Origin of the sequence: Billgrantia antri (assembly GCF_017868935.1) — a bacterium.
GTDB classification, from domain to species: Bacteria; Pseudomonadota; Gammaproteobacteria; order Pseudomonadales; family Halomonadaceae; genus Halomonas; species Halomonas antri.
The window spans coordinates 2313355-2338908 of record NZ_CP053383.1; the positions used below are offsets into that span (position 1 = coordinate 2313355).

The 25554-nt window shown below is 64.6% G+C and carries 25 protein-coding genes; 18 read left to right on the forward strand and 7 right to left on the reverse strand.

What is annotated here, in order from left to right:
* Window positions 1-31: 31 nt before the first annotated feature.
* Entirely contained in the window at window positions 32-712 is a 681-nt protein-coding gene (locus HNO53_RS10815) for a GntR family transcriptional regulator (protein WP_209472132.1), read from the reverse strand.
* A 174-nt stretch (window positions 713-886) separates the two neighbouring features.
* On the opposite strand from HNO53_RS10815, the gene HNO53_RS10820 reads away from it, so the two are divergent.
* The 7 genes from HNO53_RS10820 to HNO53_RS10850 all read left to right on the forward strand — a co-directional run bounded on the left by HNO53_RS10820 (window position 887) and on the right by HNO53_RS10850 (window position 9525).
* Window positions 887-2443, forward strand: coding sequence for an ABC transporter substrate-binding protein (locus HNO53_RS10820; protein WP_209472133.1), 1557 nt, complete (start codon window positions 887-889; stop codon window positions 2441-2443).
* A 64-nt stretch (window positions 2444-2507) separates the two neighbouring features.
* Complete coding sequence (locus tag HNO53_RS10825; protein ID WP_209472134.1) at window positions 2508-3485, forward strand: ABC transporter permease; 978 nt, start codon at window positions 2508-2510, stop codon at window positions 3483-3485.
* Window positions 3482-4318 (forward strand): ABC transporter permease, encoded by an 837-nt coding sequence (locus tag HNO53_RS10830; protein ID WP_209472135.1) that lies wholly within the window; start codon window positions 3482-3484, stop codon window positions 4316-4318. The genes HNO53_RS10825 and HNO53_RS10830 overlap by 4 nt, the downstream gene beginning before the upstream one ends.
* Window positions 4319-4328: 10 nt before the next feature.
* Window positions 4329-5951 (forward strand): ABC transporter ATP-binding protein, encoded by a 1623-nt coding sequence (locus HNO53_RS10835; protein WP_209472136.1) that lies wholly within the window; start codon window positions 4329-4331, stop codon window positions 5949-5951.
* Between the two features lie 52 nt (window positions 5952-6003).
* Window positions 6004-7395: an FAD-binding oxidoreductase gene (locus HNO53_RS10840; RefSeq protein ID WP_209472137.1), complete on the forward strand. Its 1392-nt coding sequence runs from the start codon at window positions 6004-6006 to the stop codon at window positions 7393-7395.
* 7 nt (window positions 7396-7402) lie between these two features.
* The gene (locus HNO53_RS10845; protein WP_209472138.1) at window positions 7403-8329 is read left to right on the forward strand and encodes a DMT family transporter; all 927 of its coding nucleotides are present in this window, start codon (window positions 7403-7405) and stop codon (window positions 8327-8329) included.
* Window positions 8330-8406: 77 nt separating this feature from the next.
* Window positions 8407-9525, forward strand: a complete 1119-nt coding sequence (locus HNO53_RS10850) for a pyridoxal phosphate-dependent aminotransferase (RefSeq protein WP_209472139.1) — start codon at window positions 8407-8409, stop codon at window positions 9523-9525.
* Here the strand turns inward: HNO53_RS10850 and HNO53_RS10855 are convergent.
* On the reverse strand, window positions 9516-10931 hold the full coding sequence (locus tag HNO53_RS10855) for a sigma-54 interaction domain-containing protein (protein WP_209472140.1): 1416 nt from the start codon (window positions 10929-10931) through the stop codon (window positions 9516-9518). The two genes, HNO53_RS10850 and HNO53_RS10855, sit on opposite strands and share 10 nt — an antisense overlap.
* A gap of 186 nt (window positions 10932-11117) precedes the next feature.
* Here HNO53_RS10855 and speB point away from each other — a divergent pair, with 186 nt between their 5' ends.
* The 9 genes from speB to HNO53_RS10900 all read left to right on the forward strand — a co-directional run bounded on the left by speB (window position 11118) and on the right by HNO53_RS10900 (window position 20417).
* Window positions 11118-12068 carry an agmatinase gene (speB, locus tag HNO53_RS10860; protein ID WP_209472141.1) on the forward strand — a complete coding sequence of 317 codons (951 nt, stop codon included), beginning with the start codon at window positions 11118-11120 and terminating at the stop codon, window positions 12066-12068.
* 82 nt (window positions 12069-12150) lie between these two features.
* Window positions 12151-13533 (forward strand): YjiH family protein, encoded by a 1383-nt coding sequence (locus tag HNO53_RS10865; protein WP_209472142.1) that lies wholly within the window; start codon window positions 12151-12153, stop codon window positions 13531-13533.
* Window positions 13534-13541: 8 nt separating this feature from the next.
* Window positions 13542-15161 (forward strand): 5-guanidino-2-oxopentanoate decarboxylase, encoded by a 1620-nt coding sequence (locus HNO53_RS10870; RefSeq protein WP_242597397.1) that lies wholly within the window; start codon window positions 13542-13544, stop codon window positions 15159-15161.
* 11 nt (window positions 15162-15172) lie between these two features.
* Complete coding sequence (locus HNO53_RS10875) at window positions 15173-16618, forward strand: aldehyde dehydrogenase family protein (protein WP_209478609.1); 1446 nt, start codon at window positions 15173-15175, stop codon at window positions 16616-16618.
* 72 nt (window positions 16619-16690) lie between these two features.
* The gene (locus HNO53_RS10880) at window positions 16691-17179 is read left to right on the forward strand and encodes a GNAT family N-acetyltransferase (protein WP_209472143.1); all 489 of its coding nucleotides are present in this window, start codon (window positions 16691-16693) and stop codon (window positions 17177-17179) included.
* A 141-nt stretch (window positions 17180-17320) separates the two neighbouring features.
* Window positions 17321-18316: a TRAP transporter substrate-binding protein gene (locus HNO53_RS10885; RefSeq protein WP_209472144.1), complete on the forward strand. Its 996-nt coding sequence runs from the start codon at window positions 17321-17323 to the stop codon at window positions 18314-18316.
* Window positions 18317-18859 (forward strand): TRAP transporter small permease, encoded by a 543-nt coding sequence (locus HNO53_RS10890; protein WP_242597398.1) that lies wholly within the window; start codon window positions 18317-18319, stop codon window positions 18857-18859. It begins immediately after the preceding gene.
* On the forward strand, window positions 18856-20115 hold the full coding sequence (locus HNO53_RS10895; protein WP_209472145.1) for a TRAP transporter large permease: 1260 nt from the start codon (window positions 18856-18858) through the stop codon (window positions 20113-20115). Before HNO53_RS10890 ends, HNO53_RS10895 begins: the two co-directional genes overlap by 4 nt.
* Window positions 20116-20201: 86 nt before the next feature.
* Window positions 20202-20417, forward strand: coding sequence for a hypothetical protein (locus HNO53_RS10900; RefSeq protein ID WP_209472146.1), 216 nt, complete (start codon window positions 20202-20204; stop codon window positions 20415-20417).
* 6 nt (window positions 20418-20423) lie between these two features.
* Here HNO53_RS10900 and HNO53_RS10905 read toward each other — a convergent pair whose 3' ends face one another.
* Window positions 20424-21011: a DUF938 domain-containing protein gene (locus tag HNO53_RS10905; protein WP_242597399.1), complete on the reverse strand. Its 588-nt coding sequence runs from the start codon at window positions 21009-21011 to the stop codon at window positions 20424-20426.
* Window positions 21012-21127: 116 nt separating this feature from the next.
* Window positions 21128-21280, reverse strand: a complete 153-nt coding sequence (locus tag HNO53_RS10910) for a hypothetical protein (RefSeq protein ID WP_209472148.1) — start codon at window positions 21278-21280, stop codon at window positions 21128-21130.
* Window positions 21281-21445: 165 nt separating this feature from the next.
* Between HNO53_RS10910 and HNO53_RS10915 the strand changes: the two genes are divergently transcribed.
* A complete protein-coding gene (locus HNO53_RS10915) occupies window positions 21446-21697 on the forward strand; it encodes a hypothetical protein (RefSeq protein ID WP_209472149.1) in 252 nt (83 codons plus the stop codon).
* 57 nt (window positions 21698-21754) lie between these two features.
* Here the strand turns inward: HNO53_RS10915 and HNO53_RS10920 are convergent, their stop codons facing one another.
* From HNO53_RS10920 to HNO53_RS10930, 3 genes are all read right to left on the reverse strand, one after another.
* Complete coding sequence (locus HNO53_RS10920) at window positions 21755-22945, reverse strand: DUF418 domain-containing protein (protein ID WP_209472150.1); 1191 nt, start codon at window positions 22943-22945, stop codon at window positions 21755-21757.
* A gap of 111 nt (window positions 22946-23056) precedes the next feature.
* Window positions 23057-23692 (reverse strand): glutathione S-transferase family protein, encoded by a 636-nt coding sequence (locus HNO53_RS10925; RefSeq protein WP_209472151.1) that lies wholly within the window; start codon window positions 23690-23692, stop codon window positions 23057-23059.
* A gap of 36 nt (window positions 23693-23728) precedes the next feature.
* Window positions 23729-24427, reverse strand: coding sequence for a helix-turn-helix transcriptional regulator (locus HNO53_RS10930; protein ID WP_209472152.1), 699 nt, complete (start codon window positions 24425-24427; stop codon window positions 23729-23731).
* Window positions 24428-24558: 131 nt separating this feature from the next.
* Between HNO53_RS10930 and hutC the strand changes: the two genes are divergently transcribed.
* On the forward strand, window positions 24559-25269 hold the full coding sequence (gene hutC / locus HNO53_RS10935; protein WP_209472153.1) for a histidine utilization repressor: 711 nt from the start codon (window positions 24559-24561) through the stop codon (window positions 25267-25269).
* The last annotated feature ends 285 nt before the right edge of the window (window positions 25270-25554 follow it).

Below are 25554 nucleotides of genomic sequence, written 5' to 3' on the forward strand. Positions count from 1 at the left end.
TGGCACCGCAGACAAGGCGTGCCGCGGCGCATCAGGATTCTCCGATCCCCTTCACCACATAGTGCTGCGCCACGCCGATATGGTAATCGATCGCCTCGCGACAGCGCTCGGCGTCGCCGCTGGCCAGCGCATCGAGCAGCAGCCAGTGGCTGGTCGCGATGCTGTCGGGATCGGCATGAGTCTTGCCAATCAACGCGATGCAAAGACGCAGCTCATGAGTGATGTCGTCGAATGCCTTGAGCAGGCGTCGATTGCCGGTAAAAGCAATCAGCATGCGATGGAAGACGAGATCTTCCTCGATCTTGCGGCTCTCGCTGTCCTGCAATGCCACCTCGCACATGAGGTCGACCTGCCGGCGCAGGGCCTGCGCCTTGTCAGCGTCATAAGTCTCGACCAGCCGAGCCAAGGCATGGCGTTCGAGGCACAGGCGCAGGTCGAATACATCATTGAGTTCGCTGGCGTCCAGCGCGCGTACGAAGAAGCCACGGCGGGGTTGCGACACCAGCAGCCCTCTGCTTTCGAGAAGCCGGGCCGCCTCGCGCACCGGGGCACGGCTGACACCCAGATCACGGGCCAGCTGCACTTCCGAAAGCCGCTCACCGGGGGCGTAGTGCTGACTGATGATGGCCTGGGTGAGGAAATCGGCGACCTGCTCCACCAGATTGCGCTGCTGGATGACCATGCCGCTACCGAACGCATTCGAGGCTGTCATTCATCGGGCTCTTGCGGGTTGACTTCGTTAGAGTATGACGCAACGGTCGAGTATGTCGACCGTCGATTGGCGACTGTCGACAGTTTGGTATCGCACTGCTATGGTCAAAGAGCTGATAGACGGCACCTATCCATCCAAGAACAAGTCGCCGAGACAACAAGAAGGAACCCGACAATGAGCAAGACGCCCTTTACCTTGGCCGTCGCGACTCTGGCCTTCACCTCCGCTATCGCTACCGCCGACGAGCCCAAGCGCGGCGGCGTCATCGACACCATCATCCAACCCGAGCCGCCCGGCCTGGTTCTGGGCATGGTGCAGAACGACCCCACCCGCAAGGTGGCCGGTAGCATCTACGAGGGCTTGCTGCGCTACTCTACCGACCTGGAGCCGATCCCCCAACTGGCCGAGTCTTGGGAGGTCAGCGAGGATGGCTTGACGTATACCTTCCACCTTCGTGAGAACGTCAAGTGGCATGATGGCGAACCCTTCACAGCGGAAGACGTGGTTTTTTCGGCCGACGTCTTTCATCGTGAACTCAACCCCAGTGCCCGCGCCGTGCTGCAGCACGTCGAGAGCATCGAGGCCACCGATGACCACACCGTGGTCTTCACCCTGGCCGAGCCGTTCGGGCCTTTCCTGATCTCGTTCGAGGCCGGTACCTTCACCATGGTGCCGAAGCACATCTACGAAGGCACCGACTTCCGCGACAACGAGGCCAACAACCACCCCATCGGGACCGGCCCGTTCGAGTTCGACAGCTGGGACCGCGGCACCGTGATCAAGCTGGTACGCAATGACGACTATTACGAGGAGGGCCTGCCCTACCTCGACGGCGTCAACTGGCACATCATCCCCGACGGGGCCTCCCGTGCGGTGGCCTTCGAGAACGGCACCGTCGACGTCCTGCCCAATGGCACGGTAGAGAACTTCGACATTCCGCGACTCTCCGCCATGGAGAATGTCTGCATCACCGACGAGGGCAACGAGTACTTCAGCCCCTTCGCCATGCTGTGGATGAACAACCGCGAAGGGCCAACCGCCGACAAGCGCTTCCGTCAGGCGGTCATGTACGCCATGAACCGCGAGTTCGCTCGCGATGTGCTGTGGAACGGCATGGGCAAGGTCCCACTTTCTGCGTTCGGCTCCAACGCCAAGTTCCAGCACGAAGGGCTGGAACCCTACGACTACGACCCCGAACGCGCCCGCGAACTACTCGATGAAATGGGGTACGACGGCGAGGAAGTACGCCTGCTGCCGCTGCCCTATGGCGAGACCTGGACGCGCTGGGCCGAGGCCGTGCAGCAGAACCTGCGCGAAGTGGGCGTGAACGTCACCACGGTGGCGACCGACGTGGGCGGCTGGAACCAGCGCCTGGGCGACTGGGATTATGACCTGGCCTTCACCTATCTCTACCAGTACGGCGATCCGGCGCTGGGCATTACCCGCTCCTATCGCTCGGACAACATCGAGAAGGGCTCACCGTGGAACAACGTCGAGGGCTATGAGAACGAGCGCATCGACGAACTTTTCGACCAGGCGGCCACTGCCTACCCGGAATCCGCGCGCGAAGAGTACTACCACGAAGCCCAGGAGATCCTTCACGAGGACGTTCCCGTTGGCTGGCTGCTGGAACTCGGCTTCCCGACGATCTATCGCTGCGACGTGAAGAACCTGGTCACCTCCGGCGTCGGAATCAACGATGCCTTCCGGGATGCCTGGCTCGATCGCTGATCTCCCTGCGTGACAGGGGCGGCCTCCTGGCCGCCCTTCCCTTTCGACCCCAGAGGCTTGCTGCATGCTCTACGCCCGCTTGTTCGTGATGCGGCTGCTCAAGGCCGTCGTCGTCCTCTTCCTCATCGTCATCTTCAACTTCATCTTGATCCAGCTGGCACCGGGGGACCCCGCCGCGATCATGGCCGGTGAAGCCGGCGCCACCGATGAAGAGTTCCTGCGCCAGCTGCGCGAGCGCTTCGGCCTCGACCAGCCAATGTACGTTCAACTGTGGCGCTACGTATCGGGCATCGCCACGCTCGACTTCGGCTGGTCCTACCGCCAGGGGATGCCGGTGCTCGACCTGATTCTGGAGCGCCTGCCCGCCACCCTGCTGTTGACCGGTACCGCCTTCGTGCTATCGCTTGCTTTGGGCATCGTACTCGGCTCCATGGCGGCAGCCCGGGTCAAGAAGCCCTCGGGTTCGCTGATCATGGCCCTGGCGCTGATCTTCTACGCCACCCCGCTGTTCTGGGTCGCCCTTATGGCCGTGGTACTGTTCTCGGTCTTTCTCGGCTGGCTGCCGGCTTACGGCATGTACACGGTGGGCGCCGGCCACACCGGGTTTGCCCTGGCTCTCGATGTAGCCAAGCATCTCATCCTACCGGCTACCACGCTGGCGTTGTTTTTCATGGCCATTTACACCCGCATGACGCGCGCCTCGATGCTCGAAGCAAGCCAGCAGGACTACGTCAAGACTGCCCGTGCCAAGGGACTTGCTCCCCGGGTGATCCAGCGTCGTCACGTGCTCAGGAATGCTCTCTTGCCAATCATTACCCTGGCCGGCCTACAGGCAGGCCAGATGGTGGGCGGCGCCATCCTCACCGAGACGGTATTTGCCTGGCCCGGCATCGGCCGGCTGATGTTCGAGGCGCTGCAACAGCGCGACTACAACCTGCTGTTGGGAATCTTTTTCTTCTCCGCCGCGCTGGTGATCGTGTTCAACATCATCACCGATCTCGTCTATCGCCTGGCAGACCCTCGCATCAAGGAGGCGTCATGAGCTTCTTCGCCCGTTTTGCCCAGAACCGCGGCGCCCTGGTCGGCCTCGTCATTCTGCTCGCCATCGTGCTGATGGCGATTCTCGCGCCGCTGCTCTATCCCGAGTCGCCCTGGCGCATGGTACAGCGTCCCTTCCTCGCACCGTTGGAGGCCGAGGGCTTCTGGCTGGGTACCGACACCATGGGACGCGACGTCGCCGCCGGGTTGATGCACGGCGCCTGGGTCTCGCTGCTGATCGGCCTGATCTCGACCTCGGTAGCCCTGTTGATCGGCGTGCCGCTGGGCGCCGTCGCCGGCTACTACGGCGGGCTGATCGACGACGCCCTGATGCGTTTCACCGAGTTCTTCCAGACCATCCCCAACTTCGCCCTGGCCATCGTGTTGGTGGCGATCATGCAACCGAGCGTGGCGTCCATCGTGCTGGCCATCGCCATCGTCAGTTGGCCGCCGGTCGCACGCCTGGTGCGCGCCGAATTCATGTCGCTGCGCCATCGCGAGTACGTCGAGGCCGCACGCCTGGTCGGCCAGACCAACCGCACCATCATCCTCAAGCAGATCCTGCCCAATACGCTTTCCCCTATCATCGTGCTCGCCTCGCTGATGGTGGCCACGGCGATCCTGCTGGAATCAGCACTCTCGTTCCTGGGTCTTGGGGATCCCAACGTGATGTCGTGGGGCTACATGATCGGCGCTGCCCGCACGGTAATCCGTCAGGCCTGGTGGCTGAGCTTCTTCCCCGGGGTGGCGATCCTGCTCACGGTACTGGCGCTCAACCTGGTCGGCGAAGGGCTCGACGACGCCCTGAATCCCAAGCTCGCCCGCGAACGCTCATAGGAGAGGGATCATGAACGACAACACCCCGGTACTGAGCATTCGTGGCTTGACCCTGGCCCTGCCCCAGGGAGCCGACCGCGACTACGCGGTGGAAGACGTCAGCTACGATGTGTCGCGTGGTGAGATCATGTGCGTGGTAGGCGAATCCGGCTCCGGCAAGTCGATGGCGGCCAATGCCGTCATGGGCCTGCTGCCCAAGGGCGTACGCCCCACCGCCGGCGAAGTGCTGTTCGACGGCCAGGACCTGCTCACGCTCTCCGAGAAGCAGCACCGCCAGTTGCGCGGCCTGCGCATCGGCATGATCTTTCAAGAGCCGATGACCGCGCTCAATCCGCTGATGCGGGTCGGCGCCCAAATTGCTGAGGTGTTCGAGGCGCACGGCAAGTACAGTGGCAGCGAACGCCAGGAGAAGGCACTGGCGCTGCTGGAGGAGGTCGGTATTCCGCAACCCGAGCGGGCCATTCGCGCTTACCCTTTCCAGCTCTCCGGCGGACAGCGCCAGCGGGTAATGATCGCCATGGCGCTGGCACTGGAGCCGGAGCTGCTGATCGCCGACGAGCCCACCACGGCACTCGACGTCACCACTCAGGCACAGATCCTCGAGCTGATTCGCGACTTGCAGAAGCGCCGCGGCATGGCGGTGATGTTCATCACCCACGACTTCGGTGTCGTGGCCGAAGTCGCCACCCGCGTCTGTGTGATGCGTTTTGGCCAGATCGTCGAACTTGGCATGGCTGATGAGGTTCTCGATAATCCGCGCCACGACTATACCCGGGCCCTGCTCGAGGCGATACCGAGCAACCGGATTCCCGAAGCGAGAGGCGGCGAGCGCCCCGCACCGTTGCTCGAAGTGCGCAACCTCAACAAGGTCTTCCGATCACGCGGAGGCCTGTTCAAGCCGGCACGCGAAGTGCGAGCGCTGGACGACGTTTCCTTCACCCTCGCCCCCGGCGAGACGGTGGGCATCGTCGGCGAGTCCGGCTCGGGCAAGTCGACGCTCGGTCGCTGCGTGGTGCGACTCGAGCGGCCCGACAGCGGCACGCTCGCGCTGGCCGGCACCGACTTCTCCGCGCTGCGCGGCGACGCACTGCGCCGTGAACGACACCGTGTGCAGATGATCTTCCAGGACCCCTACGCCTCGCTCAATCCTCGCCATCGCGTCGGCTATGCCATCGCCCAGGGTCCCATGGCCAACGGCGTGCCAAAAGACAAGGCGATGCGTCAGGCCAAGGAACTGCTGGAGCTGGTGGGGCTCGGCGCCGTGGCCGTAGATCGCTTTCCCCACGAATTCTCCGGCGGCCAGCGCCAGCGTATCGGCATCGCCCGCGCCCTGGCGCTGAACCCGGAACTGATCGTCGCCGATGAGGCGGTGTCGGCGCTCGACGTGTCGATCCAGGCCCAGGTGCTGGAACTGCTCGAGGAGCTCAAGCAGAAACTGTCGCTCTCACTGTTGTTCATTACCCACGACCTGCGCGTCGCAGCCCAGATCTGCGACACCATCATCGTCATGCAGCAGGGGCGCATCGTCGAGCAGGGCACGGCACAGGAAGTCTTCCTCAACCCACGAGAGGCCTATACCAGGCAGCTTCTCGATGCCATTCCCGGCCGTGCGCACGAAGCGGCCATGGCCTGAAGACGCTCCTGGAGGACAAGCCTGACGCCCAGGAAAAGCACAAGGATACTTCATGCAAGCTCTACTAACGGACATCGCCGCCGTCGTCGGCTCAGGCAACGTACTCACCGGCGATGACGTGACCCAGCGCCGGGTCGACTGGATGAGCGGCGCGAGCTGTCACGCCGGGGCCATCGTGCGTCCCGGCAATACCGCTGAGCTCGCCGCAGTGATGCGTTTGTGCCACGCCGCCCGCCAACCGGTGGTCACCCATGGCGGGCTCACCGGCCTGGTCCATGGTGGCGAGGCTGCCCCCGACGAGCTGGTCATCTCGCTCGAGCGAATGAACGCGATCGAATCGGTCGACCCGATCGGCAGCACCTTGACCGTGCAGGCCGGCACGCCCTTGCAGAAGGTGCAGGAAATCGCCGCCGAGCACGACCTGCTGTTCGCGCTCGACCTCGGCGCGCGGGGCTCCTGTACCATCGGCGGCAACATTGCCACCAACGCCGGCGGCGTGAGGGTGATTCGCTACGGCATGATGCGCCAGCAGGTACTCGGTCTCGAGGCGGTGCTCGCCGACGGCAGCGTGGTCAGCTCGTTGAATCGCATGCTCAAGAACAACGCCGGCTACGACCTCAAGCAGCTGTTCATCGGCAGCGAAGGCACGCTGGGCATCGTCACCCGTGCCGTGCTCCGCCTGCATCCCAGGATGAGCAGCGAGCGTACCGCCCTGGTGGCCTGCCCCGGCTTCGACGGAGTGGCCGGGCTGCTGACCCACCTGGGGCGGGAGCTCGGCGGCAGCCTCGGCACCTTCGAGGTGATGTGGCGCAACCACTATGCGCTGCTCACCGAGGAGAGCGGCCGCAATACGCCTCCCTTGCCACCTCACTGGCCCTATTACGCCATCGTGGAGTCGCTGGGCAACGACGACGCGGCCAATACGGCGCAGCTCAGCGCCGCCCTGGAGTCGGCCCTCGAGGCCGGCTTGATCGAGGATGCGGTGCTGGCTCAGTCCGATACCCAACGCCAGGGCATCTGGAACATCCGCGAGGATATCGAGGGGCTGATCCAGCACCTGGCCCCCCTCTTCACCTTCGACGTCAGCCTGCCCATCCCCGACATGCCCGGCTATGCCGCGGAACTCGAGCGGGCCGTGCAGCAGCGCTGGCCGCAAGGACGCATCGTGGTGTTCGGCCACTTGGGAGATGGCAACCTGCACGTCTCGGTCAGCGTCGGCGACGACGAGCCGGCAACCCGCCGCACCGTGGAGCGCATCGTCTACGAGCCGCTGGCCGAACTGGGCGGCTCGGTCTCTGCTGAGCATGGCATCGGCCTGGAGAAGCGCGATTACCTGACGCTGTCGCGCACGCCGGAGGAGCTCGCCCTGATGCGTACCCTCAAACGTGCACTGGATCCGTTGAACCTGCTCAACCGCGACAAGGTCCTGGCCCTGGAGGAGTGAACCCCGCATGCCGACCCAGGCGCCCTCCTCCGCCTCGACGCTTGCGCGTCGCGATCTCACCACGCTGCTGCTGATCGCGGCGATCGGGCTGTTCTGGGGCGGTAACTGGCCGGCGGTGCGCTTCAGCCTGATGGACATTCCGCCATTCAGCCTGCGCGCCATCGGCTTCAGCGCCGGTGCGCTGATGCTGCTGGGATGGGCGTGGCTGAAGCGCTGGCCGCTTGCCATCGTGCCGGGAGAACGCCTCTGGCTGGTCGTGAGCGGGTTGTTCACCATCCTTGGCTTCAACCTGGGCACGGCGTTCGGCCAGCTGCACATGCCGACGTCCCAGGCCGCCATCGTCGCCTTCACCATGCCCTGCTGGGCGCTGCTGCTGGCCATCGGGCTGCTCGGCGAGCGGGTGACTCGACGCCAGTGGCTCGGCCTGGGGCTGGGCCAGGCAGGCCTGCTGGTACTGCTCGGCCCGGCTGCCTGGCAGGCCGGTTTCGAGGGTCTCGCCGGTCCCGCGTTCGTGCTCGCTGCCGCGCTCTCCTGGGCGCTGGGTACCGTGCTGATCAAGCGTCGCGGTGGCTGGCAGGGTCATCCCGTGGTCATCACGGGCTGGCAGTTCGCGCTCTGCGCCCTGCCCATGATCGTGCTGGCCGCCCTGCTCGAATCGCCGAGCAACCCCGCCAACTGGAGAACATCGACCTGGCTCGGCCTGGGATATCATCTGGTCTTTGCCATATGCCTGGCGCAAATGCTGTGGTTTCGCAACGTCAACCGCCTCACCATCGGCCAGTCCACCATTAGCACCTTGATCATTCCGGTAGTCGGCGTTTCCAGTGCCGTGGTGCTGCTCGACGAGCCGCTCACGTTCAGGTTGCTGCTGGCTCTCGCACTGATCCTCTCGGCCGTCGCCATCGTCATGACCCAGCGCAAGCCACCGCCTTGAGCCAATAAGCAGCCTTGAGCGAATGACAGCCTGCTGCGACGATCCCTTACACTGCTTCTCGAGTACTGGAGTCTTCCATGCCCCGTTTTCCCGACCACTTGACCGGCCCCGGCCCCAGCAACCCCTTTCCCGGCATCAAGGTGCTGGAACGGCGTATCGGCCGGGAGATTCCCCATCGCCTGGGCTCCAACGAGGGCCTCGACATGCCCCACCGGGCATTGCGCGAGCGCTTCGGCGACGCCATGGTGGAGCACGTCTACTGCTACGGCGACTCGGAAGCGCTCGGGGTACGCCAGCGGCTTGCCTCCCTTTATGGCTTGCCACTGGAAACCACCCTGGTGGATGCCGGCGCCGACAGCCTGATCGCCCTGGCGCTGCGCACAGTGGCCACGCCCGGTTGTACGGTGGTGAGCGCCAGCGGTACCTATCCCACCTTCGGCTACTTCGCTCAAGGCCAGGGCTGCCACCTCGTCGAACGCTCCTATCAAGAGGCTCCGGGCCTGCTCTCGCCCGACCTCGAGGCGCTGCTGGACAGCGCCCACGAGCACAGGGCCCGGCTGGTCTACGTCGCCAACCCTGACAATCCCAGCGGACATCTTCACAGCGACGAGGAGATCCGCCGGCTGCGAGCAGAACTGCCCGACGACTGCTGGCTGCTGCTCGACGAGGCCTACCATGACTTTCGCGACGATGCCGACTCGCCGTTCAGTCGCGAAGTGCTGCCCGGGGTGATCCGGCTGCGCACGCTTTCCAAGGCCCATGGGCTGGCCGGCATGCGCATCGGCTATGCCATTGCCGAGCCGGAAACCTTGGCCATGATGATGAAGGTGCGCATTCACTACGCCGTATCCGCCCTGACGCTGGCCGTCGCCGAGACCGTGCTCGATCACCATAGCGAGGTGGAAGCGCACATTCGTGACGTCAAGCAGCGCCGCCAACGCCTTGCCCGGCATTTTCACGACCTGGGTGCCGAGGTTCTGCCCAGTGCGACTAACTTCATCGCCATCCGCCTGCCCAGCGCGGAGCTGGCGGGACGACTCAACCAGGAGCTGCTCGAAGCCGGCCGTCTCATCGCCCGCCCCGCGCATCCGGATCTCGGCCACGTGCTGCGTATCACCGCCGTGGAGGACGCCCTGGTGCCCGGTCGCTTCGAGATACTGGAGCGGGCCATCATGAAGAACTCGGTTCAGCGCTGAATTTTGAGCTCGTGCTTTTTTAGCTTGCGCACCACGCTGGGCTGGCTGATCCCCAGCCGCTCGGCGATGGCATAGGTGCTCGCTAGCGTACGGCACATCTCCTCCAGCACGCTGCGTTCGGCACGGACCAGATAGTCGTTCAGACCTTCGCCCTGCGTCAGTGTCGGAACGGCCGCCGTGGCCCGATCGGCCGGCGAAACAGCCACAGGGTCCGCCGTCTCGGCGCGGTTCGGCGAGTGAATCAGATCGCCCGGACTCGATAGCCAGGCACGTTCCAGCCAGTTTTCGAGCTCTCGCACGTTGCCCGGCCAGTCGCCGCCCATCAGCTCCGACCAGGTGCTGCCATGCAGCAGCTTGTGTTGGCCATAGCGCTGGTTGAGCCGCTCCAGGCACGCCTCGACCAAGGCCGGAATATCCTCGCGACGCTCGCGCAGGGGCGGCAGGGTCACCGGAATGACGTTCAGTCGATAGTAGAGGTCTAGGCGGAAGGCGCCGCGCTCCACGCGCCTGGCCAGGTCCTGGTTGGTGGCCACCACCAGGCGGAAGTCGATCCGCCGCGGACGGGTGTCGCCCAGCCGGGTGACGCTGCCATCCTGGATCACCTTGAGCAGCTTTGTCTGCATCGGCAGCGGCAGTTCGCCGATCTCGTCGAGAAACAGCGTGCCGCCTTCCGCCTGCTCCAACAGCCCGGCCTTGCCCTGTCGCGCCGCCCCGCTGAAGGCGCCCGGCTGATAGCCGAACATCTCCGACTCGAACAGGTTCTCCGGTATCGCTCCGCAGTTGACCTCGAGAAACGGCCCAGCGTGACGCCGGCTCCAGCGATGCAGCTGGCGGGCGAAGGCGGTCTTGCCCACGCCCGACTCGCCGAGCATCAATACCGTGGCATCCGACGGCGCCACGCGCTTGAGCAGCAGGGCCAGCTCCCGCATCACGCCGCTGCGCACCTGAAGTTCATCCAGCGCCGCTTCGAGCTGGCCATCCTCGGCATCGGCGCCGCCCTGGCTGCGCTTGAGATGCTCGCTGAAGCGCTTCTGCAGCAGGGCGTATTCGTCCTGCAGCAGCTGCAAGTCGGTGAGATCGCGGGAGCGGCTGACGATACGCACGAGCCTACCCTTGAGATACACCGGATGGGCCTCGGCGATGACACGCCTACCGGTACCGGTCACCTGCATCAGCTGCGCCGGCTTGCCGCTGCGGATCACCTCCAAGCTGATGGAGGGCTTGAGCACCCCCTCCGCCTCCAACCGCTGCACGGTACTGCCAATCAGGCGCTCCCGCGCCATGCCGTAGACCGCAGCCGCCCCTGGGCTGACGTCCAATACCAGGCCTTCACCGTCGACGATGAAGAAATGGTCGTTGGCCGTTTCGACGATGGTCCTGATCACTTCCTGGTCAATGTCGCTCATGCCTTGCCACCGATGCAAATATGAATCTTGATTCAATCATGCATCGCATGAGCGGCGCATGCGATTCAATCTTGCATCGCAAGCGCGAAAAAATCCCTTGATGGCGGGCCGCACGGGGTTGGCATGGAAGCTGCTACATGCAGCGGAGAGACGTGCAAAGACCCACCGTCACGCAAGGAGCCGACCATGCCCGACTTCAACCAGCCACTCGGCGGCAACGAGATGCCGCGCTTCGGCGGCCCCGCCACTATGATGCGCCTGCCCACCCAACCTACCGCCGCGGGGCTCGACGTGGCCTTTATCGGCGTGCCGCTGGACATCGCCACCTCCAACCGCCCCGGCACGCGCCTGGGCCCGCGTCAGATCCGCGACGAGTCGCGCATGCTGCGCCCCTACAACATGGCCACCCGCGCCGCCCCCTTCGACAGCCTGCAGGTGGCCGACATCGGCGACGTGCCGATCAATACCTTCCATCTGCCCAAGACAGTGGACATCATCAGTGCCTTTTACGACGAAGTGCTCCGCCATGACTGCACGCCGCTGACGCTGGGCGGCGATCACCTGATCACGCTGCCGATCCTGCGCGCCATCGCCAAGAAGCATGGCCCGGTGGGGCTGATCCATATCGACGCCCATGCCGACGTCAACGAGCACATGTTCGGCGAGCCCCTCGCCCACGGCACGCCGTTTCGTCGTGCCCAGGAGGAAGGACTGCTGGCCCACGGCAAGGTGGTGCAGATCGGCCTGCGCGGGACCGGCTACGCCGCCGAGGACTTCGACTGGTGCCGCCAGCAGGGCTTCCGCGTGGTCACCGCCGAAGCGTGCTGGTATCGCTCGCTCAAGCCGCTGATGGCTGAAGTGCGAGAACAGATGGGCAACACCCCGGTCTACGTCTCCTTCGATATCGACGGGCTCGACCCCTCCGTGGCCCCCGGCACCGGCACCGTCGAGATGGGCGGGCTGACCTCGGCCCAGGGGCTGGAGATCGTGCGTGGCACCGCCGGGCTCAACATCGTCGGCGGCGATCTGGTCGAGGTCTCGCCGCCCTACGACCCGAGCGGCAACACGGCGCTGATGGGCGCCACCCTGCTCTACGAGATGCTCTGCGCCTTGCCCGGCGTGAAGCGTCGCGACTGACAGAAGATAGCCGCGACTGACGCAAGGGTCGCGACTGTCATGACACCGCCTGACCTACAACGACAACCCAAAGGGAAATCCCATGTCTTCCACTGACACCACCCACCGTGACGCTGCCGCCCAGGAGCCTTTCGAACGCAGCAGCCTGCTGAAATTCCTGCTACCCTCCGCGCTCGGTGTCGGCCTGTTCCTGATCCCGTTCCAGGTCGGCGACACCATCAACATCGGCATGGGCCTGATGGCTGACGGGCTCAAGGCGCTGCTCGACGGCGCCCTGCCGGCTATCGCCGTGGTCGTGCTGGTGCTCTCGGTCCTGGCCACCAGTTGGGTCAAGCTGGCCCGCCCGGGCTGGGCCGAGAGGGGCGTGCTGCACGACATGTTCCACGTCGGCCCGGTGTGGTTCGGCATGCGCATTCTGGGCGCCGCCTTTGCCCTGATGACCTTCTTCCAGTTCGGCCCCGAGTTCGTCACCGCCTCGTTCACCGGCGGCGTGATGCTCAACGACCTGGCCCCGGTACTGTTGACCTTCTTCTTCTTCGCAGCCCTGCTGCTGCCGTTCCTGGTCGAATTCGGCTTCATGGAGTTCATCGGCAGCCTGGTGCGCAAGCCCTTCCGAGCCATCTTCAACCTGCCCGGGCGCAGCGCCATCGACGCCACCGCTTCCTGGATGGGCTCCGGTACCGTCGGTGTGCTGATCACCACCCAGCAGTACGAGAAGGGCTATTACAACCGTCGCGAGGCGGCGGTGATCGCTACCAACTTCTCCATCGTCTCGATCGCCTTCAGCCTGCTGATCACCAGCTTCGTCGACCTCAATCACATGTTCGTGCCGTTCTACTTCACCGTCGTGGTAGCCGGACTGATCGCCGCGGTGATCGTGCCGCGCCTGCCGCCTCTGTCGCGCAAGCCGAATACCTACTATGAGCCGGTGGGCTGCCAGCTGGCCGAGAAGCGCACCGAGGAGATGGGCCTGCTGCGCTACAGCCTGACCCAGGCCGTACGCCGCGCCGAGCACGCACCCGGCCCCAGGGAGCTGGCGCGCAACGCGCTGTTCAACGTCGCCGACATTTTCCTGGCTCTGCTGCCGCTGGTGTTCGCCATCGGCACCGTGGCGCTGATCCTGGCCGAATTCACGCCGCTGTTCACCTGGCTCTCCTACCCCATGGTGCCGGTGCTCGAGCTGCTGCGCATTCCCGAGGCAGAAGCCGCCGCTCCCGCCACACTGGTCGGCTTCGCCGACATGTTCCTGCCGGCGGTACTGGCGACCAATATCGAGAGCGAGCTGACCCGTTTCGTCATCGCCTGCCTGTCGCTGACCCAGTTGATCTACATGTCGGAGATCGGCGCGCTGCTGCTCAAGTCGAAGATCCCGCTCAAGCTGTGGGAGCTGGTGACGATCTTCCTGCTGCGCACCGCCATCACGCTGCCGATCATCGCCTTCATGGCCCACACTTTCTTCTTCTGAGGTTCGCGATGCCTAGCCACACGATGACCTGTGCCCAGCTCCTGCTGACCCTGCTACGCGAACGCCACGGCGTCGATACCGTGTTCGGCATCCCCGGCGTGCACACCGTGGCACTCTATCGCGGCCTGGAAGATGGCGGCGTGCGCCACGTCACCCCGCGCCACGAGCAGGGCGCCGGCTTCATGGCCGACGGCTATGCCCGCGCCACCGGCAAGCCCGGCGTGTGCCTGATCATCACCGGCCCTGGCATGACCAACATCGCCACCGCCATGGGCCAGGCGCTGGCCGACTCGATACCGATGCTGGTCATCTCCAGCGTCAACCGGCGCGATACCCTGGGGCGCGGCCAGGGTCGCCTGCACGAGCTGCCGAGCCAACAGCAGCTGATGGCGGGGGTTTCGCGCTTCAGCCATACCCTGCTCGACCCCGCCGCACTGCCGGAGGTGCTGGCCCGCGCCTTTGCGGTGTTCGAGAGCCAACGACCGGGGCCGGTGCATATCGAGATTCCCATCGACCTGTTCGATGCTCCAGTGGCGTCGGCCGAACTGCCGCCACCGGCGCGCCTGTTTCGCCCGGCACCGGATCCCGAGGGGCTGGCCCTGGCCGCCGCTTGGCTGCGTGAAGCGCAAAGACCCCTGGTGCTGCTGGGCGGCGGTTGCGTCGAGGCCCCCGAGGCGGCCCGCACCTTGGTGGAGCGGCTCGACGCTCCCACCGTCACCACCATCAATGCCAAGGGCGTGCTGGGACGCGATCACCCTCTCGACCTGGGTGCCAACGCAGCGCTGCCCGCCGTGCGCGAGCTGGCCCGCGATGCCGACGTGATCCTGGCGGTAGGCACCGAACTCGGCGAGACCGACTACGACGTGGTCTTCGACGACGGCTTCGAACTGCACGGCCGGCTGATCCGCATCGACCTGGACGCCCAGCAGTTGGTGCGCAACCAGCAGGTCTCGCTGGGCATGGTGGGCGATGCCGGGCGCAGCCTGGCACTGCTTGCCGAGCACGTCCCCGAGGCGTTCTCTCGCGCCGGCAGGGAGCGCACCGCGACCGCCCTCGCGGCGCAGGGACTCGCTGTCGATCCGGCCTTCGCCCCCTTCGTGTCCCTCTATGCCGCCCTGCGCGAGGCGCTGCCCGAGGCGATCCTGGTCGGCGACTCCACCGCCCCGGTCTATGCCAGCAACCACCTGGTCTCGCAGCCCGAACCGCGCCGTTACTTCAATGCCTCCACTGGCTACGGCACCCTCGGCTATGGGCTACCGGCCGCACTGGGCGCCCAGTTGGGCCAGCCCACGCTTCCCGTGGTGGCCCTGGTCGGCGACGGCGGCGTGATGTTCACCCTCAGCGAGCTCGCCACCGCCGTGGAAGAGCGCCTGCCAGTCGTAATCGTGCTGTGGCACAACCAGGGCTACGAGGAGATCCGCCGCTACATGGATTCCCACGGCGTCGCGCGTTGTGGCGTCGACATCCTGGCTCCGGACTTCCAGACCCTTGCCACCGGCTTCGGCTGCCTGGCCACGCGAGTCGGCAGCCCCGCCGAGCTGGCCAGGGCCCTTGCCGTTCGCCCCAGCGACGGCCCCTTACTGATCGAAGTGGATGCCAATACCTGGCTAGAGGCCATCGAATCATGAAAAGCGTTCCCATGCCGCAACTCGACAGACAATTCATCGACAACCGCTGGGTGTCATCGCGCGGTGAGCGCTACCTGTCGGTGATGAATCCTTACCGGGAGGAGACGATCGCCGAGGTCACCGCCGGCCATCCGGACGATGTCGACGATGCCGTAGCCGCGGCACGCCGTGCCCTGCCGGCCTGGCGGGCGCTATCCGGTGCCCATCGCGCCGTCTACCTGGAGGGTTTAGCCGAGGGCCTGAGCCGGCGCCGGGAGGAGCTGGTCAGGCTCTCCTCGACCAACAACGGCAAGGTGCTGGCCGAGGCCGGCATCGATCTCGATGATGCCATCGCCTGCTACCGCTACTACGCCGGCCAGGCCCGGGCCCTGGATGAACGCCAGGGCCGGCTCGTCGAGCTGGAGATGGATGGTGTCGAGGCGCGCTGCTATCACGATCCGGTGGGCGTGGTCGGGCTGATCACGCCGTGGAACTTCCCGCTGGTGACCAGCGCCTGGAAGCTTGCCCCGGCGTTAGCCGCGGGCTGCACGGTGGTGCTCAAGCCTTCCGAGGTAACCCCGCTGCCCGAGCAGGTCCTGACCGAGATCGCTCAGGAGATAGGTCTGCCCGCCGGCGTTTTCAACCTGCTGTTCGGTGACGGCGAGGGCATCGGCGCACCGCTGGCCGCCCACCCCGGCATCGATAAGGTCTCGTTCACCGGCAGCAACCGGGTCGGAGAAGCGGTGATGCACGCCGCCGCCGAGCGCAGCGCAGATATCTCACTGGAACTCGGCGGCAAGTCGCCGATCCTGGTGATGGAGGATGCCGACCCCGAACAGGCAGCCGACTGGGTCATGGCGGGCATCTACTTCAACGCCGGCCAGATCTGCTCTGCCACCTCGCGGCTGCTCGTCCATCAAGCCGTTGCCGATAGGCTGTACGACGCACTGGCCGAGCGAATCGACACCCTGGTGCTGGGCGATCCCTTGAATGAAGGAACCGACATGGGACCGCTGACCAGCGCCCGCCAGCGCGAGAACGTCCAGGCCTACCTTGCCGCCGCCGAGGAGGAGGGGCTCCGGGCGGTGCGCGACGCCAGCCATCGCACCTTGCCGCCGCAGGGCTATTTCGTCGCACCCACCCTCTACCGAGACGTGCCGACTCAGAGTCGGCTATGGCGCGAGGAAATCTTCGGCCCGGTGCTCTGCGCACGTAGCATCGCCAACGAAGAGGAGGCGATCAAGCTGGCCAATGACAGCGACTACGGCCTTGCCGCCACGGTGGTGTGTGCCGATCGGGAGCGGGCCGCACGCATCGGCCGCGCTCTGCAGGCCGGCAGCGTGTGGCTCAACGGCGAGCAGTTGGTGCTGCCCGAAACCGGTTGGGGCGGCTTCAAGCGCAGCGGCATTGGTCGTGAGCTTGGGCCTTGGGGACTTTCCGCCTACCTGGCGGTCAAGCATCTCGTTGGCCCGGCCTGACATGGGAGAGTGCCCTTTCCACGCTGACTTGCCGTAGAATCGGGCCGATGCCAGGTATCAAGGAGGACACCGATGATCCGCATCCGCCCCTACCAGTCGGGTGACTGGCCCGCCATGTGGGATTTCATTGCTCCGGTGCTGCACGCCGGTGACAGCTATGCCGTGCCGCGCGACATCGGTGAATCCGACGCCTACCGCATGTGGGTCGAGCTGCCGCGTGCCGTACGCGTGGCCGAAGACGCCCGCGGGCGCGTTCTCGGCACTTATTTCCTCAAGCCCAACCAGCCGGGCCCCGGCGACCACGTTTGCAACTGTGGCTATCTGGTGGCCGAGCAGGCCCGTGGCCAAGGCATCGCCAACAAGCTATGCGAGGACTCGCTGCGTGTGGCGCGTGAATTGGGTTTCACCGCCATGCAGTTCAACATGGTGGTCTCAACCAATGAAGTGGCGATCCGCCAGTGGCAGAAGCATGGCTTCGAGATCGTCGGCACCCTGCCCTGCGCTTTTCGCCATCCGCAGTGGGGATTGGTAGACGCCCACGTGATGTACCGCCTGCTGTGACACCTTCGATTCTGGCGCATGGGACTGATGCCCGGCCGGCTAGATCGTTAGTCTATTACTTGATAATCGTCTAACGATTGACCCTGTCGGGCTGCCTGGGGCATCCTCCCAACGGTTTGACCCGACAAAGGAAAATTAATAATGAAGATGTTCGCACGCAGCACGCTGGCACTCGGTATCTCTGTCACCCTGGTTTCCGCTGCCCAGGCCTCCGATTTCGAGGACATGGATCCCGTCACCCTGCGCCTGGCCCATGTGGTCAACGAGCAGGACGGTTTCCACATCGCCGCGGTCAAGTTCCAGGAACTGGTCGCCGAGCGCACCGACGGCGCCATTTCCATCGACATCTACCCCAATGCCTCGCTGGGCGATGAGCGCACCCTGCTCGAGGGCATGCAGATCGGCACCGTCGACATGGGCGTGATCACCAACGGCCCGGTGGCCAACTTCGTCGAGGAGATGGCGGTGTTCGAACTGCCGTTCCTGTTCCCCTCTCCGGAAGCCGCCTATGAAGTCCTCGACGGAGAGATCGGCCAGGAGCTGCTCGACAAGCTCTCCGACGTCAACCTCAAGGGCCTGGCTTACGCCGAGCGCGGTTTCCGCAACCTGACCAACAGCGAACGGGCGGTGCACAACCCCGACGACCTCGACGGCCTGCGCATCCGCGTGATGGAAAACCCCGTCTACACCGACACCTTCCGCGAACTCGGCGCCAATGCCATCCCCATGGCCTGGACCGAGGCCCTGACGGCCATGCAGCAGGGCACCATCGATGGCCAGGAAAACCCGGTCAACGTCATTCATTCATTCAAGCTCTACGAAACCCAGGACCACATGACGCTGTCGCGCCACACTTATGCGCCGGCCATCTTCGTCATGGGTATGCCGGCCTGGAACCAGCTGCCTGAAGCCGCCCAGGACGTGCTGGTCGAAGCGGCACAAGAGGCCGCCGAGCACGAGCGCCGCATGAACGCCGAGATGGAGGCCGACCAGCTCGAAGAACTGCGTGCCGCCGGCATGGAGATCGTCGAGGACCCTGACCTCGAAGCCTTCCAGACCGCCGTGGATCCGGTCTACGAGAAGTACGGCGAGCAGTTCGGCGATTACCTCCCCCGCATTCGCGAGGCCCTGCAATAAGTGAACGCTCCGCTGCACGCTCTCACGAGCCTGCTGCAGCGTAGTGAACGCGCCATCGACGCCGTCATCCAGCCCATCGTATTCCTGGGCATGGCGGCGTTGATCGGCGTGATCACGCTGCAGATCGTCTCCCGCGTCTTCTTCACCGCGGTGGGCTGGACCGAGGAGGTGGCGCGCTTCCTGCTGATCTGGATCACCTTCCTCGGCGCCACTCTGGCATTCCAGCGCGGCCGCCACATTGCCGTGAGCTTCGTCGTCGACGCCCTGCCCCCGCGCCTGGCCCAGCTGGCACGTATCGTCGCGGTACTGGTGGCACTGGGCTTCATGATCGCGCTGGTCGTTATCGGCTATCGCTACATGCAGGTGCAGAGCTTCCAGCGTTCGGCCTCGCTGCGGCTGTCGATGACCTACGTCTACGCCGTGATCCCCTTCGCCGCCGCCATCATGGCCTGGTACGCCTTGGTCGACGTGATCGGGCTAATCGACAAGGGCCCCCGGGCGGCCAGTACCGATAACGACGACACCGGGGACCCACCGCGATGACGGGGCTACTATTCCTCCTGTTTTTTATCTTCATGCTGGCAGGCGTGCCGATCGCGCTCGCCATCGGCGCCAGTACATTGCTAGCCCTAAACGCCCAGGGTGTGCCGCTGATGGTGGTGACCCAGCAGATGTTCCAGGGCATCAACTCCTTCGCCCTGGTGGCCGTACCGATGTTCATCCTGGCCGGCGACCTCATGGCCCAGGGTAAGGTGAGCGAGAAGCTGGTCGATTTCGCCGACTCGCTGTTCGGCTTTCTCAAGGGTGGCCTCTCCATCGTCTCGGTGGGTGCCGGCATGTTCTTTGCCGCCATTTCCGGCTCCGGTGCCGCCACAACCGCCGCCGTTGGCTCCAGCCTGGTGCCGGAACTCAGGCGCAAGGGCTACGATCCGGCCTCGGCAGCGAGCCTGATCGCCGCCAGCGGTACCATCGGCGTGGTGATACCCCCTTCGGTACCGATGATCATCTACGCCGTCATCGCCCAGCAGTCGGTATCGACGTTGTTCCTCAACGGCATTGTGCCAGGGGTCCTGATGGGGGTCGGGCTTGCCGTCATCGCCATCGTCCAGGCCTACCGGCGCAACTACCCGCGTGGCACCGCGCTGTCACCGGCGACGATCTGGCGCACCTTCAAGGCGGCGAGCTGGGGCCTGATGACCCCGGTGATCATCCTCGGCGGCATCTTTTCCGGCATTTTCACGCCAAGCGAGGCAGCCGTGGTGGCCGTCAACTACGCGCTGCTCGTCTCGCTGTTCGTCTACCGCGATCTTTCCTTGGCCGATGTCTATCGCATCCTGATCCGCTCGGCGATCACTACCGCGGTGATCATGCTGGTCATCGCCACTTCGGCGGTACTGAGCTGGACGCTCTCCAGTTGGCAGATCCCCGGCGCCATTGCCCAGGCGGTGCTGTCGCTCTCGACCGATCCCTACGTGATCATGCTGTTGGTGGTGGCGGTGATCCTGCTCACCGGCGTGTTCATCGAAACCGCCAGCGCCCTGATCATCCTCACGCCGGTGCTGCTGCCGCTGGTAGGCCAGCTCGGCATCGACCCGATCCACTTCGGCATCATCATCGTGATGGGGTTGGCGATCGGCATGATCACGCCCCCGGTGGCAATCAATCTCTACGTCGCCTCATCGGTAACCCAGCTACCGCTGGAGCGGATCACTCGCGCCATCCTGCCTTACCTGCTGGGCCTGATCGCCGTGCTGCTGCTGGTGGTCTACGTGCCGATCCTGCTTGGCTGGTCGGGATGATGCCGCTGCAATCACTTGACGACCCTGCGGTATGGCCTCACGCTGGCCGCTGAACCACCCATACGAAGGGATTCCACGTGACACTCATGCCGCGCCTCGCACCTCCACTTTGCCTAGCCCTTGGCCTCGCCGTGCTTGCTGGCTGCACCACCTACACCTATGAAGACGGAAACCGCGAGACCCTATGGGGCGTTCCCGCCGAGGAGGAAACCCGGCGCTACGAGGACGATCGCCAGGCCGAGGGCGTACGCTATCGCGTACCTGGGCAGGTCGACGAGACCCGCAACGAAGCGGAACAGTGACACCGCTCAGGCATGCAGGCGCAGCACCACGCTGAGGTTGTTGGCCGGCATTTCGATGGTCTGCTCGAGCATGAAGCCATGCGCCTGGGCCTCGGCCACGACGCTCTCTAGATCGCGCACTCCCCAGCGCGGATCGCGCGACTTGAGGTCGGCATCGAAGGCGGCGTTGCTTGCTGCGGTATGGTGGCCGTCACGGCGGTACGGTCCGTAGAGGTAGAGCACACCGCCCTCTCGCAGCCGCTGCGCCGAACGCGCCATCAGCGCTTCGGTCACTTCCCACGGTGAGATGTGCACGAGGTTGATGGCCACCACCGCGTCGAAGGGGCCGGCCGGCCAGATCCCGGCGACATCCAACGGCAAGGGCTCGAGCAGGTTGGCGTGGCCGGCATGTTCGCACCAGGCGGAAATCGAGTCGCGTGCCTCGGAATTCGGATCGCTGGGCTGCCACTCCCAGCCAGGCCTTGCCGCGGTAAAGTGCACCCCGTGTTCGCCGCTGCCGCTGGCCACTTCCAGAATCCGGGCCCGCTCGGGCAGGATCACGCTCAGGACATCGAGTATCGGCTGGCGATTGCGAGCCGCGGCTGGGCTCTTCATGCGGCGGCTCATGTTGTCGGTCGGCCTCGCTGTTAATGGTCGGTTAAAGGATACTAAGACGGCCCCGGTGGCGACCGGGGCCGGCATTTGGTGCGTGATGAATCACTGGCGGCGAGTCATGGCTGGCGGCGACGCTGATGCTCTGCCGTCGAGCGAGCCTGACGACCACGAAAGCCGTCAATCATCTGCTTGCCCTTGCGTTTCAGCCTTGCGCGATTTTCCGGTTTGCGCAACCACCAAGCCGCTGCGGTACCGAGCAATTTTTTCATCCTGACCTCCTGTTGTCGGGCTGCTGACTCTCCCTGTATGGACCGCAGCACGGATCAGGTCAAGCGAACGGCACCCTGGCCGCCCGTTCAGCGGCCAGATCGTCATTCGCCAACCCCAGTATCCTTTGCCATGGTTAAGGAGTCCAACCGACCAAGGAGGAAATCATGACGCGAACGGCACGTGTCGAGCCGGTCAAGGAAGAGAATCGCGAAGCGATTCTGGTAAGCGGTTGGCGAGTGCTCGACGTCACCGATCCCGACCTGCCACGCGAAGTCTCACGTCACGATAGCGAGCCGGAGGCCATCGAGGCCGCCCGGCAGTACGAGCACGAGACCTCGCTCGAGCCCGGGTCCCCGCCCGACGATACCCAGGACTACGATGCCGCAGATCCCCAAGGCGGCAAGGACCTTCCTTGAAGCCTTACCCAGCCTGAGACAGGCCCGGCATGCCCAGTCGTGGCTGCCGGGCCGCTCTCAACGCTTGAACGGTTGGGCGCATTGGTAGGTCAGACTGCGCCACAGCCACTCCAGCGGTCCGTAATGGAAATGGCGCAGCCACAGCGGTGCCAGCCACAGCTGCAGCAGCCAGATCGCCAGTACGATGCCCAGCTGTTCGCTGCGTTCTACCCGGCCGAACCAGCCCAGGCCATACCCCTGGAAGATCAGGCTGCACAGTACGCTCTGCAGGATGTACTGGCTGAAAGCCGTCCGCCCTACCGCAGCCAGCTTGCGAGCGAGCCCGGGGAACAACGCCGCCTTGAGCGCCAGCATGACGCATGCCACCCAGCCCAGACTGACCGGGACGCTGCCCCAGTAGTTGTACTGTGCGCCAAAAAACAGCGAATGCGGCCCCCAGTCGTTGGCGAAATTCCAGAAGATGCCATAGGCGACCACGGGCAACCCCAGGATCAAGGCGGCAGCGAGCATGGCCATGTAGACACGCCTATCGGCCTGGCCAGTCACCACTCCAAGGCGGTACAGCGCCATGCCGATCAGCATCAGGCCCGCCGCCCGCCACAGCCCCCACACCAGCAGCGTGAAGGTCTGCATCTCGAAGGCCATCTCAGCGCGATAGGGGAGCTGCTCTAGCCAACCGCTGCGATGGCGCAAGATCTCGGCCTGCAGTTGTTCAGCGGGGGGATGCCATTCCACCTGAAGTGCGAGCCGCTCCGCCTCCGGCCACGCCGTCATCGTGCCGCCGAGCAAGAGGAATATCGCCGAGGCAACCGCCAGCAACGCCAGCCCCAGCATCAATTGAACGGCGGGCGTTAGTCGACGACAGGGATACAGCAGCATGCCGCAGACGGCATAGGTAAAGAGGACGTCACCGTACCAGATCAGGTATGCATGAACGACACCGAAGAGCAGCAGCCAGCTCTGGCGGCGAAAATGCAAGGCCACTGCCGGGCGGCCCGCCGCCTCCGCACGCTCGGTGAACAGAACGATGCCGGCGCCAAACAGCATTGAGAACAACGCCATCATCTTCTGGTCGGCAAACAGATGCGAGACCAGCCAGGCAACCAGATCGATTCCCTCCAAGCGCCCCCAGGCGGTCGGGTTCATGTAGGCGGCCTGGGGCATGGCGAACGCCTGCACGTTCATGATCAGGATCCCCAGCAGCGCCATGCCGCGCAGCACGTCGAGCGCCTCGATACGATCTCTCATCTTCGCGCTTGCTTCGAACCTCCGATTACGGCGGCGTCACCTGAAGCCGTCGGACCGCGACCGGCTCTCGATCTTTTAGGCCGCAGCCCGCCATGCTCATGGTGTAGTGGGTTACCTATCGCCCGCCCCTGCCTGGCTGGCCATGGCTTCGTTGATGTACGCCTCGCAACGTAAGTTGGCCGGACGATCCTTCAAGCCGGCCCAATACGCCTCGAATTCAGGGCGCTTCTCCAATGTACCGAACTGCATACCCCAACCGATATGCGAACCGACATACACGTCAGCGGCGGTAAAACTATTGCCTGCGATGTATTTGCGCCCCGCTATCGCCCTAGCGAGGGTATCGACGACAGCCTCATAGGAGCCGCAACCGAACTGCATCTCCTGCTCCGCGGTAAGCAAGAAACCGGCATGCTTGAGCGATAGGGCCATTTCCACCGGTCCGGCGGCGAAGAAAAGCCAGCGGTAGTAGTCTGCGCGCGCCTCGGGCGATGGCAGCAGCCCGGCCTCGGGGAAAGTCTCGGCGAGGTAGGCGCAGATCGCAGCGGCCTCGGTCACCACGGTATCGCCATGGCGGATCGCCGGCACCTTGCCCATTGGATTGACGGCCAGGTAAGCCGGCGATTTCATCGGCGGCCCGAACTCGAGCACCTCCATGCGATAGGGCCGGCCGATCTCCTCCAGCATCCAGTGCACGATGCCGGCCCGCGACATGGGATTGGTATAGAAAACGATATCTTGCTCCATGGGGTGCTGCTCCCTTCGGTTTGAGGTAGCGACAGCCTACCGCTCGACACTGACACATTCTGGCAGTAGCGTATCCAGCCACTCCTTCTCCAATACCGCTCGCGGCCTTGGGTAGCGTTCTTCCAACGAATCTCCCGCTTCGATTCGATCGGCACGAAAGCTGCGAAAGGCCCCTCTCAGCTCACACCAGGCTACGACGAGGCGAGTCGACTCGAAAAAAGCAATGGCGATGGGCCAGATCACGCGCGTAGAGCACTCCCCTTTCTGGTCGCGATACTCGATGCGCAGCTTGCGCTCGCTGCGAATGGCATGACGCAGCACCTCGAGATCGACCACCTGGGGCTTGTCCCATCCTGGACCCACCAATAGCGCCGAGTCCTGCATCCTGTGTCGTAGTCCGCCCGGCAGCAGGGCGGCCACCTTGGCCAGGGCATCGCCAGCCGCACGCGACAGGCCATCGTCCGCACGGCGCTCCACCCACCTGAGCCCCAAGGTCAAAGCCTCGAGCTCCTCTTCCGTGAACATCAGCGGTGGCAGCATCAAGCCGGGCCGGAGCAGGTAGCCCATGCCCGCCTCACCGTCGATTTCGGCGCCGATGGCGCGCAGCGAGGCGATGTCGCGATAGAGGGTACGCAGCGAGACCCCAAGCTCGCGGGCCAGCGCATTGCCGCTGACCGGGCGCCGATGGCGCCGCAGTACCTGCATTAGTTCAAGCAGCCGCGTGGTACGTGACATGCCGGACCTTCCCTGTTGAATCCATCGACACCGACGCCGCGCTCCCGATCATGTCGCGCTCTCCATTGGCTGTCTCCTCACGCCAGGCCAGGTAGACTATGTATATACAAGCCGAAACAGGAAACCTATCCATGAGCAGCAACGCTCCGCTCTATTTGCAGATTCAGCAACACCTGCTGGAGAAGATCCAGAGCGGCGAGTGGTCGGCGCATCATCAGATTCCTCCCGAAGAGCAGTTGGCGCGAAACTTCGGCGTCAGCCGTATGACAGCCAACAAGGCAATTCGCGACCTCGTCCAACAGGGCTACCTGACACGCCAGCCAGGACTCGGCACCTTCGTCACGGACCGCAAGGTGGAATCGTCCCTGGTCGACGTCCACAACATTGCCGAGGAGGTGCGTGGGCGCGGCCATCTCTACAGCAATGACGTGCTGCTCGCCGAAGCCATTGCCGCCGACGACGAAGTGGCGCTGCGCCTGGGTGTCCGTCTCGGGACACGGGTCTACCATACCCGTATCGTGCATCGCGAGAACGGCGTGCCGATCCAGCTCGAAGAGCGCTTCGTCAACCCGCGCTGGGTACCCGACTACCTGGAAAATGACTTCCGCCAGCATACTCCCAACGAGGTGCTCGTAGCGGCATGCCCGATCACCGACATCGAGCACGTAGTCGAAGCCGTACTGGTCGACGACCTGACGGCCAAGCGGCTCGAGACCGAAGCCACCCGCCCATGCCTCAGCATGACACGCCGCACCTGGTCCGGCGATCACCTGATCAGTTACGCCCGGCTGATTCACCCCGGCGAGCGCTATAAGCTCCGCTCGTCGTTGCGGCGCAGCTGAAGTCCCAGGTACTCACTTCATCGGGGTTTCGGGGGCCAGCCCTCGAGTCGTGGGCTGCCTCCAAGAGGCACGACGTGCGAATCGCGTTGAAACACCCGTTGCCATCCTATTTTTTTCATCCTACCGTCGCCTCGCAGCTGCAAGATATACTCACGCCATAGTTCAATGCTGGCCAGATCATATCGCCACGAATAATTAAGTTTAGTGAGAAATCATGTGCCATGTAACGCCGACAAGTCGAATACGGGATACCTTCCCCGAAAACAACGACGAGACAAAGTAGAT

Bases quoted from the DNA above. Each gene is read 5' to 3' on its own strand.
- HNO53_RS10840 (WP_209472137.1), top strand. From the start codon at position 6,004: ATGCAAGCTCTACTAACGGACATCGCCGCCGTCGTCGGCTCAGGCAAC.
- HNO53_RS10905 (WP_242597399.1), bottom strand. From the start codon at position 21,011: ATGAAGAGCCCAGCCGCGGCTCGCAATCGCCAGCCGATACTCGATGTC.
- HNO53_RS10875 (WP_209478609.1), top strand. From the start codon at position 15,173: ATGCCGCAACTCGACAGACAATTCATCGACAACCGCTGGGTGTCATCG.
- HNO53_RS10915 (WP_209472149.1), top strand. From the start codon at position 21,446: ATGACGCGAACGGCACGTGTCGAGCCGGTCAAGGAAGAGAATCGCGAA.
- HNO53_RS10820 (WP_209472133.1), top strand. From the start codon at position 887: ATGAGCAAGACGCCCTTTACCTTGGCCGTCGCGACTCTGGCCTTCACC.
- HNO53_RS10925 (WP_209472151.1), bottom strand. From the start codon at position 23,692: ATGGAGCAAGATATCGTTTTCTATACCAATCCCATGTCGCGGGCCGGC.
- HNO53_RS10870 (WP_242597397.1), top strand. From the start codon at position 13,542: ATGCCTAGCCACACGATGACCTGTGCCCAGCTCCTGCTGACCCTGCTA.
- HNO53_RS10900 (WP_209472146.1), top strand. From the start codon at position 20,202: ATGCCGCGCCTCGCACCTCCACTTTGCCTAGCCCTTGGCCTCGCCGTG.
- HNO53_RS10855 (WP_209472140.1), bottom strand. From the start codon at position 10,931: ATGAGCGACATTGACCAGGAAGTGATCAGGACCATCGTCGAAACGGCC.
- HNO53_RS10930 (WP_209472152.1), bottom strand. From the start codon at position 24,427: ATGTCACGTACCACGCGGCTGCTTGAACTAATGCAGGTACTGCGGCGC.
- HNO53_RS10880 (WP_209472143.1), top strand. From the start codon at position 16,691: ATGATCCGCATCCGCCCCTACCAGTCGGGTGACTGGCCCGCCATGTGG.
- HNO53_RS10835 (WP_209472136.1), top strand. From the start codon at position 4,329: ATGAACGACAACACCCCGGTACTGAGCATTCGTGGCTTGACCCTGGCC.
- HNO53_RS10920 (WP_209472150.1), bottom strand. From the start codon at position 22,945: ATGAGAGATCGTATCGAGGCGCTCGACGTGCTGCGCGGCATGGCGCTG.
- HNO53_RS10895 (WP_209472145.1), top strand. From the start codon at position 18,856: ATGACGGGGCTACTATTCCTCCTGTTTTTTATCTTCATGCTGGCAGGC.
- HNO53_RS10830 (WP_209472135.1), top strand. From the start codon at position 3,482: ATGAGCTTCTTCGCCCGTTTTGCCCAGAACCGCGGCGCCCTGGTCGGC.
- HNO53_RS10850 (WP_209472139.1), top strand. From the start codon at position 8,407: ATGCCCCGTTTTCCCGACCACTTGACCGGCCCCGGCCCCAGCAACCCC.
- speB (WP_209472141.1), top strand. From the start codon at position 11,118: ATGCCCGACTTCAACCAGCCACTCGGCGGCAACGAGATGCCGCGCTTC.
- hutC (WP_209472153.1), top strand. From the start codon at position 24,559: ATGAGCAGCAACGCTCCGCTCTATTTGCAGATTCAGCAACACCTGCTG.
- HNO53_RS10865 (WP_209472142.1), top strand. From the start codon at position 12,151: ATGTCTTCCACTGACACCACCCACCGTGACGCTGCCGCCCAGGAGCCT.
- HNO53_RS10825 (WP_209472134.1), top strand. From the start codon at position 2,508: ATGCTCTACGCCCGCTTGTTCGTGATGCGGCTGCTCAAGGCCGTCGTC.
- HNO53_RS10910 (WP_209472148.1), bottom strand. From the start codon at position 21,280: ATGAAAAAATTGCTCGGTACCGCAGCGGCTTGGTGGTTGCGCAAACCG.
- HNO53_RS10885 (WP_209472144.1), top strand. From the start codon at position 17,321: ATGAAGATGTTCGCACGCAGCACGCTGGCACTCGGTATCTCTGTCACC.
- HNO53_RS10815 (WP_209472132.1), bottom strand. From the start codon at position 712: ATGACAGCCTCGAATGCGTTCGGTAGCGGCATGGTCATCCAGCAGCGC.
- HNO53_RS10845 (WP_209472138.1), top strand. From the start codon at position 7,403: ATGCCGACCCAGGCGCCCTCCTCCGCCTCGACGCTTGCGCGTCGCGAT.